The sequence below is a fragment of the Streptomyces sp. NPDC043870 genome (genome assembly GCF_056435785.1).
In genome coordinates this window covers 18,924-34,430 of sequence record NZ_JBWKDT010000002.1, presented here as the reverse complement: position 1 = coordinate 34,430, position 15,507 = coordinate 18,924, and the positions used below count along the sequence as shown (strand labels likewise).

General features: G+C 69.5%; 17 protein-coding genes. 7 read left to right on the top strand and 10 right to left on the bottom strand.

The genetic code is table 11. The features are described from left to right. The first annotated feature begins 61 nt into the window (after window positions 1-61). Genes AC0699_RS02505 through AC0699_RS02495 form a run of 3 tightly spaced genes read left to right on the top strand, consistent with a single transcriptional unit; the run spans window position 62 to window position 1,752 of the window. Entirely contained in the window at window positions 62-358 is a 297-nt protein-coding gene (locus tag AC0699_RS02505; RefSeq protein WP_478654732.1) for a PLD nuclease N-terminal domain-containing protein, read from the top strand. 19 nt (window positions 359-377) lie between these two features. Next, a complete protein-coding gene (locus AC0699_RS02500) occupies window positions 378-833 on the top strand; it encodes a nucleoside deaminase (RefSeq protein ID WP_478654730.1) in 456 nt (151 codons plus the stop codon). Continuing rightward, a complete protein-coding gene (locus AC0699_RS02495; RefSeq protein WP_478654728.1) occupies window positions 823-1,752 on the top strand; it encodes an isopenicillin N synthase family dioxygenase in 930 nt (309 codons plus the stop codon). The genes AC0699_RS02500 and AC0699_RS02495 overlap by 11 nt, the downstream gene beginning before the upstream one ends. Here AC0699_RS02495 and AC0699_RS02490 read toward each other — a convergent pair. The 8 genes from AC0699_RS02490 to hemL form a co-directional block, all read right to left on the bottom strand. After that, window positions 1,739-2,302 carry an SRPBCC domain-containing protein gene (locus AC0699_RS02490; RefSeq protein ID WP_478654726.1) on the bottom strand — a complete coding sequence of 188 codons (564 nt, stop codon included), beginning with the start codon at window positions 2,300-2,302 and terminating at the stop codon, window positions 1,739-1,741. The two genes, AC0699_RS02495 and AC0699_RS02490, sit on opposite strands and share 14 nt — an antisense overlap. 120 nt (window positions 2,303-2,422) lie before the next feature. After that, window positions 2,423-3,505, bottom strand: coding sequence for a c-type cytochrome biogenesis protein CcsB (ccsB, locus tag AC0699_RS02485; protein WP_478654724.1), 1,083 nt, complete (start codon window positions 3,503-3,505; stop codon window positions 2,423-2,425). Continuing rightward, complete coding sequence (resB, locus tag AC0699_RS02480) at window positions 3,502-5,331, bottom strand: cytochrome c biogenesis protein ResB (protein WP_478654722.1); 1,830 nt, start codon at window positions 5,329-5,331, stop codon at window positions 3,502-3,504. Before resB ends, ccsB begins: the two co-directional genes overlap by 4 nt. A gap of 3 nt (window positions 5,332-5,334) precedes the next feature. Continuing rightward, window positions 5,335-6,072, bottom strand: coding sequence for a cytochrome c biogenesis CcdA family protein (locus tag AC0699_RS02475; protein WP_469769274.1), 738 nt, complete (start codon window positions 6,070-6,072; stop codon window positions 5,335-5,337). A gap of 2 nt (window positions 6,073-6,074) precedes the next feature. Beyond that, window positions 6,075-6,677 (bottom strand): TlpA family protein disulfide reductase, encoded by a 603-nt coding sequence (locus AC0699_RS02470; RefSeq protein WP_478654719.1) that lies wholly within the window; start codon window positions 6,675-6,677, stop codon window positions 6,075-6,077. A gap of 118 nt (window positions 6,678-6,795) precedes the next feature. Next, window positions 6,796-8,049, bottom strand: a complete 1,254-nt coding sequence (locus AC0699_RS02465; RefSeq protein WP_478654717.1) for a polysaccharide deacetylase family protein — start codon at window positions 8,047-8,049, stop codon at window positions 6,796-6,798. Window positions 8,050-8,167: 118 nt separating this feature from the next. Next, on the bottom strand, window positions 8,168-8,860 hold the full coding sequence (locus AC0699_RS02460; protein ID WP_478654715.1) for a histidine phosphatase family protein: 693 nt from the start codon (window positions 8,858-8,860) through the stop codon (window positions 8,168-8,170). After that, window positions 8,857-10,173 carry a glutamate-1-semialdehyde 2,1-aminomutase gene (hemL, locus tag AC0699_RS02455; RefSeq protein WP_478654713.1) on the bottom strand — a complete coding sequence of 439 codons (1,317 nt, stop codon included), beginning with the start codon at window positions 10,171-10,173 and terminating at the stop codon, window positions 8,857-8,859. Before hemL ends, AC0699_RS02460 begins: the two co-directional genes overlap by 4 nt. 126 nt (window positions 10,174-10,299) lie before the next feature. Here hemL and AC0699_RS02450 point away from each other — a divergent pair, with 126 nt between their 5' ends. Continuing rightward, window positions 10,300-10,854: a hypothetical protein gene (locus AC0699_RS02450; protein ID WP_478654710.1), complete on the top strand. Its 555-nt coding sequence runs from the start codon at window positions 10,300-10,302 to the stop codon at window positions 10,852-10,854. Between the two features lie 301 nt (window positions 10,855-11,155). On the opposite strand, the gene corA is transcribed toward AC0699_RS02450, so the two are convergent. Next, a complete protein-coding gene (gene corA / locus AC0699_RS02445) occupies window positions 11,156-12,271 on the bottom strand; it encodes a magnesium/cobalt transporter CorA (RefSeq protein WP_478654707.1) in 1,116 nt (371 codons plus the stop codon). A gap of 285 nt (window positions 12,272-12,556) precedes the next feature. Here corA and AC0699_RS02440 point away from each other — a divergent pair, with 285 nt between their 5' ends. After that, on the top strand, window positions 12,557-12,970 hold the full coding sequence (locus AC0699_RS02440) for a hypothetical protein (RefSeq protein WP_478654705.1): 414 nt from the start codon (window positions 12,557-12,559) through the stop codon (window positions 12,968-12,970). Here the strand turns inward: AC0699_RS02440 and AC0699_RS02435 are convergent. Further along, window positions 12,891-13,457 (bottom strand): TIGR03086 family metal-binding protein, encoded by a 567-nt coding sequence (locus AC0699_RS02435; RefSeq protein WP_478655468.1) that lies wholly within the window; start codon window positions 13,455-13,457, stop codon window positions 12,891-12,893. The genes AC0699_RS02440 and AC0699_RS02435 overlap by 80 nt on opposite strands. Before the next feature lie 76 nt (window positions 13,458-13,533). Between AC0699_RS02435 and AC0699_RS02430 the strand changes: the two genes are divergently transcribed. Both AC0699_RS02430 and AC0699_RS02425 read left to right on the top strand, forming a co-directional pair. Continuing rightward, the gene (locus AC0699_RS02430) at window positions 13,534-14,445 is read left to right on the top strand and encodes a DUF6597 domain-containing transcriptional factor (RefSeq protein ID WP_478654703.1); all 912 of its coding nucleotides are present in this window, start codon (window positions 13,534-13,536) and stop codon (window positions 14,443-14,445) included. Window positions 14,446-14,640: 195 nt separating this feature from the next. Then, window positions 14,641-15,498: an SDR family oxidoreductase gene (locus AC0699_RS02425; protein ID WP_478654701.1), complete on the top strand. Its 858-nt coding sequence runs from the start codon at window positions 14,641-14,643 to the stop codon at window positions 15,496-15,498. The last annotated feature ends 9 nt before the right edge of the window (window positions 15,499-15,507 follow it).

Here is a 15,507-nt window from a genome sequence, read left to right as displayed (position 1 = left end):
TACGCTTGACCTGTCACGGGGGCCGTCCCAGCGGTCCCGATCCCGCGTTCAGGGGGCCGCCATGCTTCGGGTGCTGATGTTCTTGGTGCCACTGGCACTCAGCATCTATGCGTTCATCGACTGCATCTCCACCGACGAGAAGGAGATCAGGTACATCCCCAAGCCGATCTGGGCGATCCTCGTTCTGCTCTTCCCTCTCGTCGGCTCCATCTCCTGGCTGCTGGCCGGCAAGGACCGGACGGCCCGGCGGCCGTCGCGCCGCGGCGGTTGGGTGGCGCCTGACGACAACCCCGATTTCCTGAAGTCCCTCGACGACGAGAAGGGCCACAATCGGGACGAGGACCAGGGCAAGGCCTGACGACGGGAGGGTCGGGTTCATGGACGAGGAGCAGGCACGCCGGTGGCTGGCCCCCGCTCTCGCCGAAGCCCGCGCAGGCCTCGCCGAGGGCGGCATCCCGATCGGCGCCGCGCTGTACGGCCCGGACGGCACCCTCCTCGGCCGCGGACACAACCGCCGCGTCCAGGACGGCGACCCGTCGCTGCACGCGGAGACGGCCGCTTTCCGGGCGGCGGGGCGTCAGCGCTCGTACCGCGGTACGACGATGGTCACCACCCTCTCCCCGTGCTGGTACTGCTCCGGGCTCGTCCGGCAGTTCGGCATCTCCCGGGTCGTCGTCGGCGAGGCCGACACGTTCCACGGGGCCCACGGCTGGCTCTCGGCGCACGGCGTCGAGGTCGTGGTCCTGAACGATCCGGAATGCACGGCACTGATGCGCGATTTCATCGGCAAGCACCCGGCGCTGTGGAACGAGGACATCGGCGATGACGAGTGACCGTATCCCTGTGATCGACCTGGTGCCGTGGCGCTCCGGAGACCGGGACGCCCGGTCCCGCATCGCCGCCACCGTCGACGCCGCCCTGCGCACCGCCGGGTTTCTGCTCGTCACCGGCCATGGCGTGAACCAGGGACTGCGGACGGAGATCCGGGAGCTGGCCCGGGGCTTCTTCCGCCTTCCGCAGTCCGCCAAGGAGCCGTACGCGGTGAAGGTGGGCGGGCGGGGCTGGCTGGGTCCCGGGGCGGAGGCCAACGGCTATGCGGAGGGTACGCAGACGCCCCCCGACCTGAAGGAGTCACTGTCGTTCGCGGCGGACGAGCCCACGGGCGACCCGGTGGTCGACGCCGAGTGGTTCCTGCCGAACACCTGGCCGGGCGAGGCCCCCGGGCTCAGGCCGGCGGTGGAAACGTATCTGGGGCAGATGCGGGCGCTGTCGGACCTGCTGCTGGAGCTGCTCGGGGCGGCTCTGGGCGAACCGGAGGACCTCTTCACCCGGCACACCGGGCATCCGACCTGGGGCTTCAACATCAACTGGTATCCGGGCCGGGACACCGTCGGCGAGCCGCAGCCCGGCCAGTTCCGGATCGGCCCGCACACCGACTTCGGCACGGTCACCGTCCTCGACCGGCAGACCGGCAGGGGCGGCCTCCAGGTCTTCACGGACGAGGGCGGCTGGGAGGACGCCCCGTACGCGCCGGACGCGCTGACGGTCAACATCGGGGATCTGATGGCCCGCTGGACGGGGGGCCGCTGGTGCTCGGGGCGCCATCGGGTGCTGCCGCCGCCCGCGGACGTACCGGCGGAGGAGCTGATGTCGCTGGTGTACTTCTACGAGTGCGATCCGGGCACCGACGTGCGCGGCGTCGACTCGCACACGTATCTGCGGGCCCAGCTGGACGCGATCACGGCCGGCTGACGTCCCGGCCGGCGTACTCCTCGCGCAGTTGCCGGAAGCGGTCCGGGGTCCAGGCGGACCAGTCCATGGGGCGTCCGTCGAGGGCGGCTTCCAGGTACTCGAAGTGCTGGTGCCAGCCCGCCAGGTTGTCGAGGCGCTGCTCGGCGGTCCCGGTGAACTCGTTGGTGAAGCGCAGGACGGTCGCGAGCGAGTCCGCGGGCGCCGGCTCCATGTGGAAGCGGATCCTGCCGTGCAGCTCGACGGTGTACTCGGCGACGGCCTCCATGTCCCAGGCGGTGACCCGCCCGGAGACGACCGTCCCTTTTCCCTCGGCTCCCCCGGTGTCTGCGGCTGCGTCTGCGTTGAGCCAGCGGAGCGTCACCCCGCCGCCGAGGCGCGGTTCCAGCAGATCGGCGGCGGCCAGCCACTGCGGGAGGCCCTCCGGGGTGGCCACGGCGACCCAGACGTTCACCACGGGGTGCGGCAGATGCAGCAGGAAGTGCAGGACATGGGTGTCGCCGTCGTCGCCGCCGCGGGTCTCGCTGGTGCCATGAGGGATCGGTTCCGTCATGGCACCAGCGTCGCCCGTACGGGCCGTGCCCGCTACCGGCTCTCGCCCACCCGGTCGAAGATCGGCTGCTCACGGACGCGCAGCCGTCCTCGCGGGATCATCGCGGGGATCATCGCGGGATCATTCGACTCCGGCGTAGCCGTGGAGGCTGTTCACGAAGAGGTTGACGCCGTAGTAGTTGAAGAGGAAGCAGGCGAAGGCGACCAGCGCGATGTACGCCGCCTTGCGGCCCTTCCAGCCGGCGGTCGCGCGGGCGTGCAGATACGCGGCGTACGCGACCCAGGTGATGAAGGACCAGACCTCCTTGGCGTCCCAGCCCCAGTAGCGTCCCCACGCGTCGCCGGCCCAGATCGCACCGGCGATGATCGTGAACGTCCAGAGCGGGAAGACCGCGGCGTTGATCCGGTACGCGAACTTGTCGAGGGAGGCCGCGGCGGGCAGCCGCTCCAGCACCGAGCGGGCGAAGGAGCCGGGGTTGCCGCCGTTCGCCAGCTTGTTCTCGTACGAATCACGGAAGAGGTAGAGCAGCGTGCCGACCGCGCCCAGGTAGAAGACCGCACCGCAGAAGATGGCGGTGGAGACGTGGATCCACAGCCAGTACGAGTGCAGCGCCGGGACCAGCTGGTCGCTCTCGGTGTAGAGCCAGGTGACGGCGATGCCCAGGTCGAGCAGGACCGTGGTGACCAGGGGCAGTCCGATCCAGCGGACGTTCTTCCTGGCGAGGAGGAAGCCGAGGTACGCGCCGACCGCCACCGTGGAGAAGGTGGTGGAGAACTCGTACATGTTGCCCCAGGGGGCCCGCTGTACGGACACGGCGCGGGCGACGACGCCGGCCGCCTCGACGAGGAAGGCGAGGACCGTCAGCGAGACCGCGATCCGCCCGTACAGGTCGCCCTTGACCGTGCCGCCCGCGGCGCCGGGGCCGTCGGGGACGTCGCGCTGCCCTGCCGCCGTGCGGGTGACGACCTTGGGGCGCTCCAGGACGGTCGTACCCCCGCCCTTCTGGGCGACCTTGACCGTCACCGCGGCTGCCGCCGCGGGGGCGGTGAGCGCGGCGGCGGTGCGGCCGACCTTGCTGCGGCTGCCGAAGACCCACTCGGCGATGTGTGCCAGGAACGCCAGGGTGTAGACGGCCATCGACGAGTAGATCAGCCCATTGCTGAACTCGGCGAGGCTCTCGTTGGTGGCGGCGGCGAGATTCACTTCTCAGCCCCTTCGGAAGGAACAGCTTCGGCTGGATCGGGATCGGGATCAGGATCGGCATCGGGCGCCGTCGGCGCCCGCTCGTTGAGCGTGACGGCCAGATCCGCCAACTCCTCGGGGAGCTTCGCGGACTCGCTCCGCCCCAGCCCCGCCATCTCGACGACGGTCACGCCGTCCTCCCCCCGTACGGCCCGGACCCAGACCCGGCGCCGCTGGATGAACAGCGAGCCGACGAGGCCCGCGATCGCGGCGATCGCGCCCGCGAGGGCGAGACCGCTGCCGGGCTGCTGGGAGATCTGGAAGCTCGCCCACTCCTTGATCTCCTTCTCGAAGGTGATCGAGCCGGCGCCGTTCGGCAGCTTCATCGTCTCGCCCGGCAGCAGCGTCTGCTTGAACACGTCGCCGTTGGCGCCCTTGAACGCCGTCATCTTGCTGGTGTCCAGCTGGTACACGTTCTGCGGAAGGCCCGCGTTGACGCGCAGATCGCCGTGGTAAGCGCCCAGGTTCAGTGCCGGGAACACCAGCCCCGGGAACTGCGAGAACATCTGGCCGTGGCCCTTGCCGGCGTACGTCGGGACGAAGAACGCCGGGAAGCCCAGCTGTTCCTTCTTGCCGTTCTTGTCCCGGTAGCCGTCCATCACCTTGACGACGCCGGTGGAGGTGACGTTGTTGTCGATGGGCAGGAGCGGCACGGCCTCCCGGTGGACGACCTTGCCCCTGCCGTCCCGGACGGTGACGACGGGCGCGTAACCGTGGGAGAGCAGATAGACCTTCGAGCCGTCGATCTCCAGGGGCTCGTTGACCCGGATGATGCGCTTCTGGTCCTTGCCGTCGGCGCCCTCGGAGTAAGTCACGGCCGCTTCGAAGGTGCGCGGGGTGCCCCGCTGCGGCCCCTTGCTCTCGTACGTTCCCGTGAAGCTGTCCAGGGTGAAGCTGAACGGCGCGAGCTCGTCGACGCTGAACATCGACCCGGACTTGAAGTCGTCGTACTGGGTGAGGGTGTTGGAGAAGCCGCCGCCCTCGACGATCAGCTTGCCGCCCTCGGACTTGAACAGCTGCCCGACGGCGAACGCCACCAGCATCACGATGAGGGCGACGTGGAAGAGCAGATTGCCGACCTCGCGCAGGTAGCCCTTCTCGGCGGCGACCGCGTCCCCGGCGAGGTGCGCGCGGAACCGGCGCTTCTTCAGCATCGCGAGCGCGGCCTCACGGACCGCGTCCGGGTCCGCCTCGGTGCGCCAGGTCGTGTGGACGGGCAGTCGCGTGAGCCGCTTGGGGGCTCCCGGCGGGCGGCCCCGGAGCTGGCCGATGAACTGCCAGGTACGGGGGACGATGCAGCCGATGAGCGAGACGAACAGCAGGATGTAGATCGCGGAGAACCACACCGAGCTGTAGACGTCGAAGAGCTGGAGCTTCTCGAAGACCGGCGTCCAGAACTCGTTGTTCGCCTTCCAGGTGCTCACCTTCATCTCGTCCGCGCTGTTCTGCGGGATGAGGGAACCGGGGATCGCGCCGAGGGAGAGCATGAAGAGGAGGATCAGCGCGACCCGCATCGAGGTCAGCTGCCGCCAGAACCAGCGCGTCCACCCGATGACCTCGCGGCCGGTCCAGGCGATCGCACCGACGGCGCCCGGCGCGCGCGTGCCGCCGAAGGAGCCGGGCACGGCTCGCTCCTGCGGGGCGGTAGAGAGCTGCGCCCCGGCTTCGCCGACCTCCTGGTCGGCGGTTTCCGGCGTCGTCCCGGTCCCGGGGGTCGTCCCGGTTTCCGGGGTCGTCCCGGACTCGGACGTCGTCCCCGTCTCGGACGTCGACTCGGTCTTGCTCATGGATCAGATCCCCACCTGGAAGCCTTTGGACCAGCCCTGCATCTCCTGCACGATGCTGTCCCATGCACCTGTGAGCAGCAGCAGACCGGTCGCGATCATCATGCCGCCGCCGATCCGCATCACCCAGGCATAGTGCCGCTTGACCCAGCCGAACGCACCGAGCGCCTTGCGGAACGCGACGGCGGCGAGGACGAACGGCAGGCCGAGCCCGAGGCAGTACGCGGCGGTCAGCAGCGCCCCGCGGCCCGCGCTGGCCTGTTCGGCGGCAAGGGCCTGGACGGATGCGAGGGTCGGGCCGATGCACGGGGTCCAGCCGATGCCGAAGAGCGCGCCCAGGAGCGGCGCCCCGACCAGACCCGTCGCCGGCCGCTTGTGGAAGCGGAACTCGCGCTGGGTGAGGAACGGCATCAGCCCCATGAAGAAGATCCCCATGAGGACCATCAGCACGCCGAGGACCGTGGTGAGGGTCTCCCGGTGCTCCTGGAGGGTCCAGCCGAAGTAGCCGAAGAGCGCCCCGCCGGAGACGAAGACGGCGGTGAAACCGAGGACGAAGAGCGCGGCCCCGGCCGCCATCCGGCCCCGCTTGGCCTCGGCGAGGTCGGTGCCCGTGATGCCGGTCACGTACGAGAGATAGCCGGGGACCAGGGGCAGCACGCAGGGCGAGAAGAAGGAGACAAGGCCCCCGAGTACGGCGATGGGCAGGGCGAGCAGCAGCGCACCACTGAAGACCGTCTCGTTCATCCCTACTTCTCCGCCATCAGCGGGTCGATCATCGAGTGGAGCTGCTTGTCGTCGAGCGCGGTGAGCGCGCGCGCCGCGAGCTTTCCGTCTCGGTCGACGACGATCGTGGTCGGAATGGCCTGCGGGTTGAGGCTGCCCTTGGGGAATTTCAGGATCAGCTTGCCGATGGGGTCGTGGAAACTCGGATAACTGATCCCGAATTCCTCCTCGAAGGCGAGCGCCGGGCCGGTCTGCGAGTCACGGGTGTTGATCCCGATGAACTCCACGCCCTTGCCCTTGGTCTCCTTCGCGACCTTGGCGAGATAAGGCGCCTCGGCACGGCACGGTGTGCACCACGAGCCCCAGAGGTTCAGCACGACGATCTTGCCTTTGTAGTCGGCGAGATCGAGCTGCTTGCCCGTGAGGTCCTTGCCGGCCAGCGCGGGAGCGTCCGTGCGCTTGCCCTTGGCGGCGGTGGAGATCCCGCCGGTGTTGGTCACGAAGTTCGTGTCGCCGCCGCCGCCGGACTTGCCGTTGGAGTCGCCGCTGCACGCCGAGAGCGTGAGCGCGGCCGCGATGGCGGCGGCGGCGAGCAGGGTGCGTCGAGGGGCGCGGACAAGGCTCATGTGAAAAGTTTCGCATGGGCCTTCAGGGGATCTTGCGCGCCCCCCTTGATGCCCGTAACGCCCCTTGTCAAGAGCGTTTAAGGGACACCGGAAACATCGGAGTGCCGGCTGCCGGCGGCTATGCGGCGGCTTTGAGGAAGGTGCTCCAGCCGCCCGCCGGGGACTGGCCGACCTCGAGCGTACGGAGCTTCGCGAGGATCTTCGGGTCCTGGACGTCCAGCCAGTCGCAGAACTGCCGGAACGACACGAGACGTACGTCCTTCTTTCCGGCCATTCCCTTCAGGGCTTCCTCGACGGCATCCATGTAGATGCCGCCGTTCCACTGCTCGAAGTGGTTGCCGATGAAGAACGGTGCCCGATTCGACTCGTACGCGCGCTTGAATCCGTTGAGGTAGGCCTCGGTGGCCTGCGTGCGCCAGCCGGGATAGCGGGATGGCATGCCCTTGGTCGAATTCTGCGACTGATTGGCGAGGATGTTGTAGTCCATCGAGAGCACCTCGAAGGAGTGCCCGGGGAACGGTACGGCCTGCAGTGGCAGGTCCCATACGCCGCCGCGCTTCTCCGGCCACTTCTGGCGGCCGCCGGGCGAGCTCGCGTCGTAGCGCCAGCCGAGCTTCTTGGCGGTCGGCAGCAGATTGTCCTGGCCGAGCAGACAGGGGGTGCGGCCGCCGACGAGTTCCTTGCGGTAGTCGAAGGGCAGCGGATCGATGTCCTGCCAGCCGCTGTTGGTCTTCCATTCGGTGACGAAGGACACAGCCTGGTCGATCTCGTTCTGCCACTGCGCGGGCGTCCAGTTTCCGACGGAACCCGATCCCGCGCAGAAATGCCCGTTGAAGTGGGTGCCTATTTCATGGCCGTCGAGCCAGGCCTGCCGGACGTACTTGAGCGTGTCCTTGATGTGCGGGTCGGTGAGATAGCCGATGTCGGAGGCGCCGACACGGTTGTTCGGCGGGCGGTAGAGCGTCTTCTTCGACTCCGGCAGCAGATAGATGCCGGAGAGGAAGAAGGTCATCGCCGCGTCGTGGTTCTTGGCGAGTTCCAGGAAGCGCGGGAAGAGTCCGTTGCCGACCTCGCCCGCGCCGTCCCAGGAGAAGATCACGAATTGCGGCGGGGTCTGGCCGGGTTCGAGCGGGACGGGCGCGGTGGGCTGGTGCGGCTGCTTTCCGGTGTCGGCGGTCGAGCCGTCGCCTATGAGGCGGACCGGCTTCGTGGCGGAGCCTGGCTTACCGCCACCCCCGCCACCGCCGCCGCTGCTGCTGCCCTGATCGTTGCCCTTGCCGCTGCCCGAGCCGGACCGGCAGCCTGCGATGCCGATCGCCGCCGCGGCGCCAAGCCCCGCTCCGAGCAAACCCCTTCGGCTGATGGTGCGCATGCCGCCCTCCCCCGTTCACGTTCATGTTTCGCTGCCGCCGTCCGACCAACGGGTTAGATGGCGTGCGGAACGCGAAGGTTCCAGGGGTTAGCACGGAAAGTGCGGCACCGCCAGATAGCTACGCGCCAAAGGCTTTTGACTTGCCCTTGACCGGTTTGGCGCCGGCGAGAAGATGCGCCGGAACAAGATCGCGGGCCGGTTCCGAGTATCCGACCGAGACGATCTTGTCGCCCTGATAGGTGAAACTCGTCAGCGACGCGAGGGTGCACTGCCGGCGGCGCGGATCGTGCCAGAGCCGGCGCCGCTCCACGTAGCTGCGCACGATCCAGATCGGCAGCTGGTGGCTGACCAGGACCGCCTCATGGCCGCGGGCCGCGTCACGCGCGGCGTCCAGCGCACCCATCATCCGCACCACCTGATCGAGGTACGGCTCACCCCAGGATGGCCGGAACGGATTGACCAGGTGCTTCCAGTTGCCCGGCTTGCGCAGGGCGCCGTCGCCGACCCCGAAGGTCTTGCCCTCGAAGACGTTCGCCGCCTCGATCAGCCGCTCGTCGGTGTCCAGGCCCAGGCCGTGCGACTTGGCGATCGGCGCGGCCGTCTCCTGCGCCCGCTCCAGCGGAGACGCCCCGACGTGAGTGATGTCACGTTCCGCGAGGTGCTCGGCGACCCGGTCGGCCATCCGGCGGCCGAGATCGGAGAGGTGGTAGCCCGCCCGGCGCCCGTAGAGCACACCATCCGGATTGTCCACTTCGCCGTGCCGGATGAGATGAACGACGGTCGTTTCCGTACTGGTCTCCGTGCCGGTCATGCGGTGGCCTCCGCGGCGGCGCGGGCGGCCGCGGGCAGTGCGGCGGCGATCCGGTCGATGGCGGCGTCGTCGTGGGCCGTCGACACGAACCAGGACTCGAACGCGGACGGCGGGAGGTAGACGCCTTGAGAGAGCATCGAATGGAAGAAGGCGTTGAAGCGGAACGCATCCTGCTTCTTCGCGTCGTCGTAGTCGCGCACCTCACGGTCGGTGAAGAAGACCGAGAACATGTTGCTCGCGGTCTGCAGCCGGTGGGCGACACCCTCCTTGGTCAGCGCATCCGTGACGAGGCCCTGGATCCGCGCGGAGACCGCGTCGACCTTCTCGTACGCGGCGTCGTCGAGGAGCCGCAGCTGGGCGAGGCCCGCGGCGGTCGCGATCGGGTTCCCGGACAGGGTGCCCGCCTGGTAGACCGGCCCGGCGGGGGCGAGGTGTCCCATCACGTCGGCGCGGCCGCCGAACGCCGCGGCGGGGAAGCCGCCGCCCATGACCTTGCCGAAGGTCATCAGGTCCGGGGTGACGCCGTCGATGCCGTACCAGCCGGCCTTCGACGTACGGAAGCCGGTCATGACCTCGTCGGAGATGTAGAGCGCCCCGTTCTTCGCGCAGGCGTCCTTGAGGCCCTGGTTGAAGCCCGGCAGCGGCGGGACCACGCCCATGTTGCCCGGCGACGCCTCCGTGATCACGCACGCGATCTCGCCCGGGTGCGCGTGGAAGGCGGCGTGGACCGACTCCAGATCGTTGTACGGCAGCACGATCGTGTCGCCCGCCTGAGCGCCCGTGACGCCCGGCGTGTCGGGCAGCCCGAAGGTGGCCACCCCGGATCCGGCGGCGGCCAGCAGGGCGTCCACATGCCCGTGGTAGCACCCGGCGAACTTGATCACCTTGGCGCGACCGGTGAACCCGCGGGCCAGCCGGATCGCGGACATCGTCGCTTCCGTACCGCTCGAGACAAGCCGTACCTGATCGACCGGCTCGATCCGGTCCACGATCTCCTCGGCGAGAGCAACCTCACCCTCTCCCGGCGTACCGAACGAGGTGCCGCGGGCGACGGCCTCCTGAACTGCGGAGATGACCTCGGGGTGGGCATGTCCGAGGATCATCGGACCCCACGAACACACGAGGTCGACATACTCGCGTCCATCGGCATCGGTCAGGTACGGACCGGTACCGGACACCATGAACCGGGGCGTACCGCCCACAGCTCGAAAGGCACGGACGGGAGAGTTCACGCCGCCGGGCGTCACGAGGGACGCGCGGTCGAAAAGCGTCTGCGAAACTGGGGCGTCATAGGGAAAGCTCACGGAATCCATGGTGTCAGAGGCCCGGGACGTTCTTGCGGACAGGTGTTTCACCGCACGTCCGTGGGGGAGGTCACTGTCACGATGATCGGGTTGCGCGGCGGGGGCTGTGCGTCCTAAAAGCAGTCGGGTGGAGATATGCATCGCGGTGGCGGACTGGGCGAGGGGACTGACGATCTGGGTCCCGAGCCTGCCCGGCGGGGGAGGCACCGGCGGCACCAGGCGGACGAGCCCACGGGGAGCAGGGGTGGCCGAGTGGGGGTGACCTACAAGTATTTCGGCGCACCCGACGGCGCCACGGCTGCCCGCGTGCCCATTTCGATGCGCCCGGAGGAGCTGGGCGGCGATGAGCTGGGCATGGGCGGAATGTTCACCAAGATCAAGCCCGAGACGATAGCCGCGATGGTCCTCACGGGTATCCAGGGCATGCCGCTGCACAAGGTGCCGCCGCTGGAGCTGGTGGTCCTGCACCCCGACTACGCGGTGGTGAAGCTCCCCATGACCGTCGTCGACCCGCTCCGCGGCATCGGCGAGGAGTCGGTCGGCGCGGCCGCCTTCATCTGGTCCACGGTCCCGGACCGGGGCGGCCCGCGTGACGCGTTCAACGTGTACCAGCTGCTCCACGAGTGGCAGGACTTCTCGGTCCGGCTGCACGAGGCGGGGCACCAGCCGTACTGCCTGGTCTGGCCCTGACCGCCGGGCCCGGTGGGGCCCTGCGGTGGGGTTCTGCAGGTACGGGGGTGCCGTGGGACGGCGCGCGCCGGCACGGGAAGGCCGTCACATCCCGTCCTTCGGCCCTGTCCGCCCAGGATCCGGGCTCAGCCGTTTCGGAGAGTGGTATCCGGCGTGGTCGGAGTCGGCGGGTCTCTGATTCCCGGCCCGGGCGCGCACGCCGACACGTACGCCGTCGCACACGTACGCCGACACGTATGCCGTCGGGCGCGTATGCCGCCGGGCATGTACCCCGTCGGGCGGTGCCCGTACCGCGGGGCCGTCAGAGCCAGCCGTTGCGGCGGAAGCCCCGGTGGATCACGAAGCAGGCGACGGCCATGACGCCGAGGACGACCGGGTAGCCGTAGGTCCAGCGCAGCTCCGGCATGTGGTCGAAGTTCATGCCGTACACCCCACAGACCATCGTCGGTACGGCCACGATCGCCGCCCACGCCGTGATCTTGCGCATGTCCTCGTTCTGGGCGACGGTCATCTGCGCCAGATGGGCCTGGAGGATCGAGTCCAGGAGCGAGTCGAAGCCGTTGATCTGCTCGCCCGCGCGGGCGAGATGGTCGGACACGTCCCGGAAGTACGGCCGGATGTCGGGGGCGATGAGGGAGTCGGGCTGGGTGGCGAGGGCCTCGAGCGGGCGGCTCAGCGGGGACATCGCCCGCTTGAACTCCAGGAGCTCCCGCTTCAGCTGGTAGATCCGCCCGGCTTCGCCACGGCCCGCGGCCCCGCGCCCCACGTGCTCGGAGAAGACGGCCGTCTCGACCGCCTCTATGTCGTCCTGCACGGCGTCGGCGACGGCGACGTACTCGTCCACGACGAAGTCGGCCACCGCGTGCAGCACTGACGAGGGCCCCTTGGCGAGCTGCTCGGGCGTCGTCTCCAGCGCCTCGCGCAGCGGGCCGAGCGAGCCGTGCCGTCCGTACCTGATGGTGATCACGAAGTCCCGGCCGGTGATCACCGTGATCTCGCCGGTCTCCACCACCTGGCTCGTGGGGGTCAGCTGGTCGTGCTCGGCGTACCCGACGGTCTTGAAGACCGCGAGCAGCGTGTCGTCGTACGGGACGACCTTGGGCCGCCGGTGGGCGTTGACGGCGTCCTCGACCGTCAGCGGGTGCAGGCCGAACAGCTCGGCGAGCGAGGCGAATTCCTCCTGGGTGGGCTCGTGCAGCCCGATCCAGACGAAGCCGTTGGTGCCGGGGCTTGCGGTGTTCTCCTTGCGTACGCGGCGCAGTGCCTCTTCGGCCGGGCAGTGCCCGGCCTGTCGCACCCCGTCCGCGTACCCCACACAGTTGACGACGGCGCTGCCGAGCGGCGAGCGCGCAGGGTGGCTGAGATCGACGGTGCGCCGGTATGCACGGCGCACCGCGCGACGGAGATTCCGGATCATCGACAACGCGGGCTCCTGGGCGGCACGGCTGCACCGGGCGCGAGGGCCCGGCACTCACTCTCCCGGCAACCCTGTACGACGAGAACGCGCTTGTCCATGGCAGTCCGTTCGATGAGGAACCGCCGAGTCACCTGAGGGTCATGCGGTGATCCTGCAATCCCGTTGTCCGGACAGGCTTTTGAACGGTGACCTGCCTCCAGCCGGACGCCGCGCCGGCCGATGTCCACAGTGCACGCACCGGTCGTGTCGCGTGTCCCGACATCCGAACATCCAAGGAGGCACGGCGTGGGTGACGTCCTGCTGGCCCTGTGCATCCCGCTGACGGTCTGCGCGCCCGGCATCTACGCGGTGTGCGAGAGCTGGTGGCGGCGCGGACGTCCGGCACCGCCGTCACCGTTCTCGTTCCCGTTCCCGTCCCGGTTCCCGCCGACGTCCCGGTCCCCTTCCCCGTCCCCTTCCCCGTCCCCGTACGCGCACGCCGGCGCACGCCTCGCCGAGCGGGAGATGCTCGTGGCGGCGGAGGAGATCGTGGAGGAGGCGTACGCGCGGCTCGCAGATCTGTACGACGACAGGTACGCCGGCGCATACGACGACGAGTGCACAGGCGCGTACGGCGGCGTCAGCGCGGGCTCCACCCCGGATCACGACCCGTCGTCCCCAGCACCCGCGCGAACGGGGACGCATCCGCCGGCACACTGACCGCCTCCCCGAAAGCCCCCCATCGACGTGCCATCGGGGCCATCTCCTCGAGTGCCGGGACCAGTTCGGCGACCACCTCCGGATCCGGGTCGTACTCCTGCCCGGTCGCACGGGCCAGATCCCACACGTGCACGGTCAGATCGCCCAGCACCATGTGCCCGACCGTCCTGGCCGGAAGGCCGAGCGAGCCCGTGGTGCCCTCCTCGGCGCCCGGTTCGGCCCAGGCCTTCACGAGCCGCGCGGTCTCGTCCTCGAAGAGACCCTGCCAGTCGCCCGCCGTCCGGTCGGGGGTCGTGGAGAAGTCGGAGTCCTTCTTGGCGGCGAGCGCCTGGAAGTTGACGACCACGTGGAGGAGGTGGTTGATCAGGGCGCGTACGTCGTACTCCGGGCACGGAGTCGGCGCGGTCAGGTCGGCCGCGGTCACTCCGCGTACGACGGGAACGGCGCGTGCAGTCGTGGCTTCGAGCAGTTCACTGATGGCCTTCATGACCTCGATGGTGGGCAGCGCGGGCCCCTGCGTCTTGAACAAACGCGACAGAACAAAGGCGACATAGGATCCGGGCATGGGCAGCAGGAGTGAGCCGCAGGAGGCGGCGGCAGCCGGTCCGCGACGCGACACCCGGGGGATCGTCGACGCCCCGGAGCTCTTCGCGCGGGTACGCTTCCGGCGCCGCGAGCCCGCCCCACAGCTGCGGCCGTATCTGGAGCACTACTGGCTCATCGACTGGGACCTGCCCGAGCCGTACGCCTCCCATGTGGTGCCGCATCCGTCCGTGAACGTCGTCTTCCAGCGGTACGGGAACGAGGAGCCCTGGGGCGAGGTCGCGGGCATCGGTCTCGGGCTCTTCACGAAGAAGCTGGAGGGCCGGGGGCGGGTCTGCGGGGTGCAGTTCCGGCCGGGCGGCTTCCGGCCCTTCGCCCCTGGGCGGCCGGTGTCGGAGTGGACAGGGCGGCACGTGCCGGTGGGCGAGGTCTTCGACGTCCCTTCCGGCATCGGCGCCGCGGCCGTTGTCGGACCGGACGAGGAGGATGCGCGGGTCGCGGCGCTCGACGCGTTCCTGCTGGGGCTCGGCCCGGTGGCCGATCCGCAGGCCGATCACGCGATGGCGCTGGTCGAGCAGGTCCGTACGGACCGGACGATCCGCCGCGTGGCTCAACTCGCGGAGGCGGAGGGGGTGTCGGTGCGGACGTTGCAGCGGCTTTTCGCGGCGTACGTCGGCGTCGGGCCGAAGTGGGTCATCCTGCGCTACCGCATTCACGAGGCGCTGGAACGGGCCGAGGCGGAGGGTCCGGGGACCGACTCCGGCCCCGGCAGCGGCAGCGGCACTGGAACCGGCACCGGCACCGGCAGCGAGCCGGACTGGGCTGCGCTCGCGGCCGAGCTCGGCTACAGCGACCAGGCGCATCTCGTACGGGACTTCACGGCGACGGTTGGTGTGCCGCCGACGGCGTACGCGGCACAAACGTCCAGGTGAGGCGGCGCTCGGCGCCGTTCCGCGCCGTTCCGCGCCGTTCCGGCTCGCTCGGCGTCGCTCAGCGGCATGTGCGCGGCAGCCACAGGCATGCCGCATTTATTGGCTTGACGGATTCCGGGCCCCTCGCAGATATTTATCTGCGTCACGCAGATACTGCGTCAGGTTAATCAACCGAGAGAGCAGGAGACCCACCTCATGACCGTTCTTGTCACCGGAAGCCGCGGGCGTGTCGGCTCAGCCCTGGTGCGGCTCCTGCACGACCGGGGGATCGCCGTGCGTGCCGCCTCGGCACGGCACAAGGAGCTCAGCCATCCCCCGGACGTGCCGGCCGTGCCCTGCGACCTCTCCGACCCGGAGACCTTCCCGGCCGCTCTCGCCGGTATCGAGTCCGTCTTCCTCTACGCCGAGCCGTCGGGGATCGAGAGCTTCACCGCGGCGGTCCGCAGGGCAGGCGTGAAACACATCGTGCTGCTCTCCTCCAGCTCGGTCCTCGCCCCCGATGCCGCGGACAACCCGATCGCCGCCTCCCATCTCGCGGTCGAGCGGGCGCTGGAATCCGCGGCCTCGGACGGCGCGTTCGAGGTCACCTACCTGCAGCCGGGCGCCTTCGCGACCAACGCGCTGCAGTGGTCATGGGCGGTGCGGTCCGCGGGCGCGGTGGACCTCCCGTACCCCGGCTCGTACAGCGATCCGATCCACGAGTCCGACCTTGCCGAGGCAGCTCTCGCCGCTCTCACCCAGCCCGCCCTGCGCGGCTCGGCGTATCTGCTCACGGGACCCGAGTCGCTCACCTTCACGGAGCAGATCGCCGTCCTGGCGCGGGTGGCGGAACGGGAGATCACGGTCAACACGGTCTCGCCCGCTGCATGGAAAGTGTCCGTCGCCGACTACGTGCCGGAGCACTTCGCGGACGCACTGCTCAACCACTGGGCGTCGCACGTCGGTTCACCTGCACCCGTTACCCGCACCGTCGAGGAGCTGACCGGTCATCCGGCCCGTACGTTCGCCGCCTGGGCCCGCGAGCACGCCGACGCCTTCTGTGGCCAGGCCTAGAGCCTGTTG

Coding starts and splice junctions, on each gene's coding strand:
- AC0699_RS02460 (WP_478654715.1), bottom strand. CDS start 8,860: ATGACCGGCACGGAGACCAGTACGGAAACGACCGTCGTTCATCTCATC.
- resB (WP_478654722.1), bottom strand. CDS start 5,331: ATGAGCAAGACCGAGTCGACGTCCGAGACGGGGACGACGTCCGAGTCC.
- AC0699_RS02505 (WP_478654732.1), top strand. CDS start 62: ATGCTTCGGGTGCTGATGTTCTTGGTGCCACTGGCACTCAGCATCTAT.
- AC0699_RS02490 (WP_478654726.1), bottom strand. CDS start 2,302: ATGACGGAACCGATCCCTCATGGCACCAGCGAGACCCGCGGCGGCGAC.
- AC0699_RS02500 (WP_478654730.1), top strand. CDS start 378: ATGGACGAGGAGCAGGCACGCCGGTGGCTGGCCCCCGCTCTCGCCGAA.
- AC0699_RS02430 (WP_478654703.1), top strand. CDS start 13,534: ATGGGCAGCAGGAGTGAGCCGCAGGAGGCGGCGGCAGCCGGTCCGCGA.
- corA (WP_478654707.1), bottom strand. CDS start 12,271: ATGATCCGGAATCTCCGTCGCGCGGTGCGCCGTGCATACCGGCGCACC.
- AC0699_RS02465 (WP_478654717.1), bottom strand. CDS start 8,049: ATGCGCACCATCAGCCGAAGGGGTTTGCTCGGAGCGGGGCTTGGCGCC.
- AC0699_RS02470 (WP_478654719.1), bottom strand. CDS start 6,677: ATGAGCCTTGTCCGCGCCCCTCGACGCACCCTGCTCGCCGCCGCCGCC.
- AC0699_RS02475 (WP_469769274.1), bottom strand. CDS start 6,072: ATGAACGAGACGGTCTTCAGTGGTGCGCTGCTGCTCGCCCTGCCCATC.
- AC0699_RS02450 (WP_478654710.1), top strand. CDS start 10,300: ATGCATCGCGGTGGCGGACTGGGCGAGGGGACTGACGATCTGGGTCCC.
- AC0699_RS02425 (WP_478654701.1), top strand. CDS start 14,641: ATGACCGTTCTTGTCACCGGAAGCCGCGGGCGTGTCGGCTCAGCCCTG.
- hemL (WP_478654713.1), bottom strand. CDS start 10,173: ATGGATTCCGTGAGCTTTCCCTATGACGCCCCAGTTTCGCAGACGCTT.
- AC0699_RS02495 (WP_478654728.1), top strand. CDS start 823: ATGACGAGTGACCGTATCCCTGTGATCGACCTGGTGCCGTGGCGCTCC.
- AC0699_RS02435 (WP_478655468.1), bottom strand. CDS start 13,457: ATGAAGGCCATCAGTGAACTGCTCGAAGCCACGACTGCACGCGCCGTT.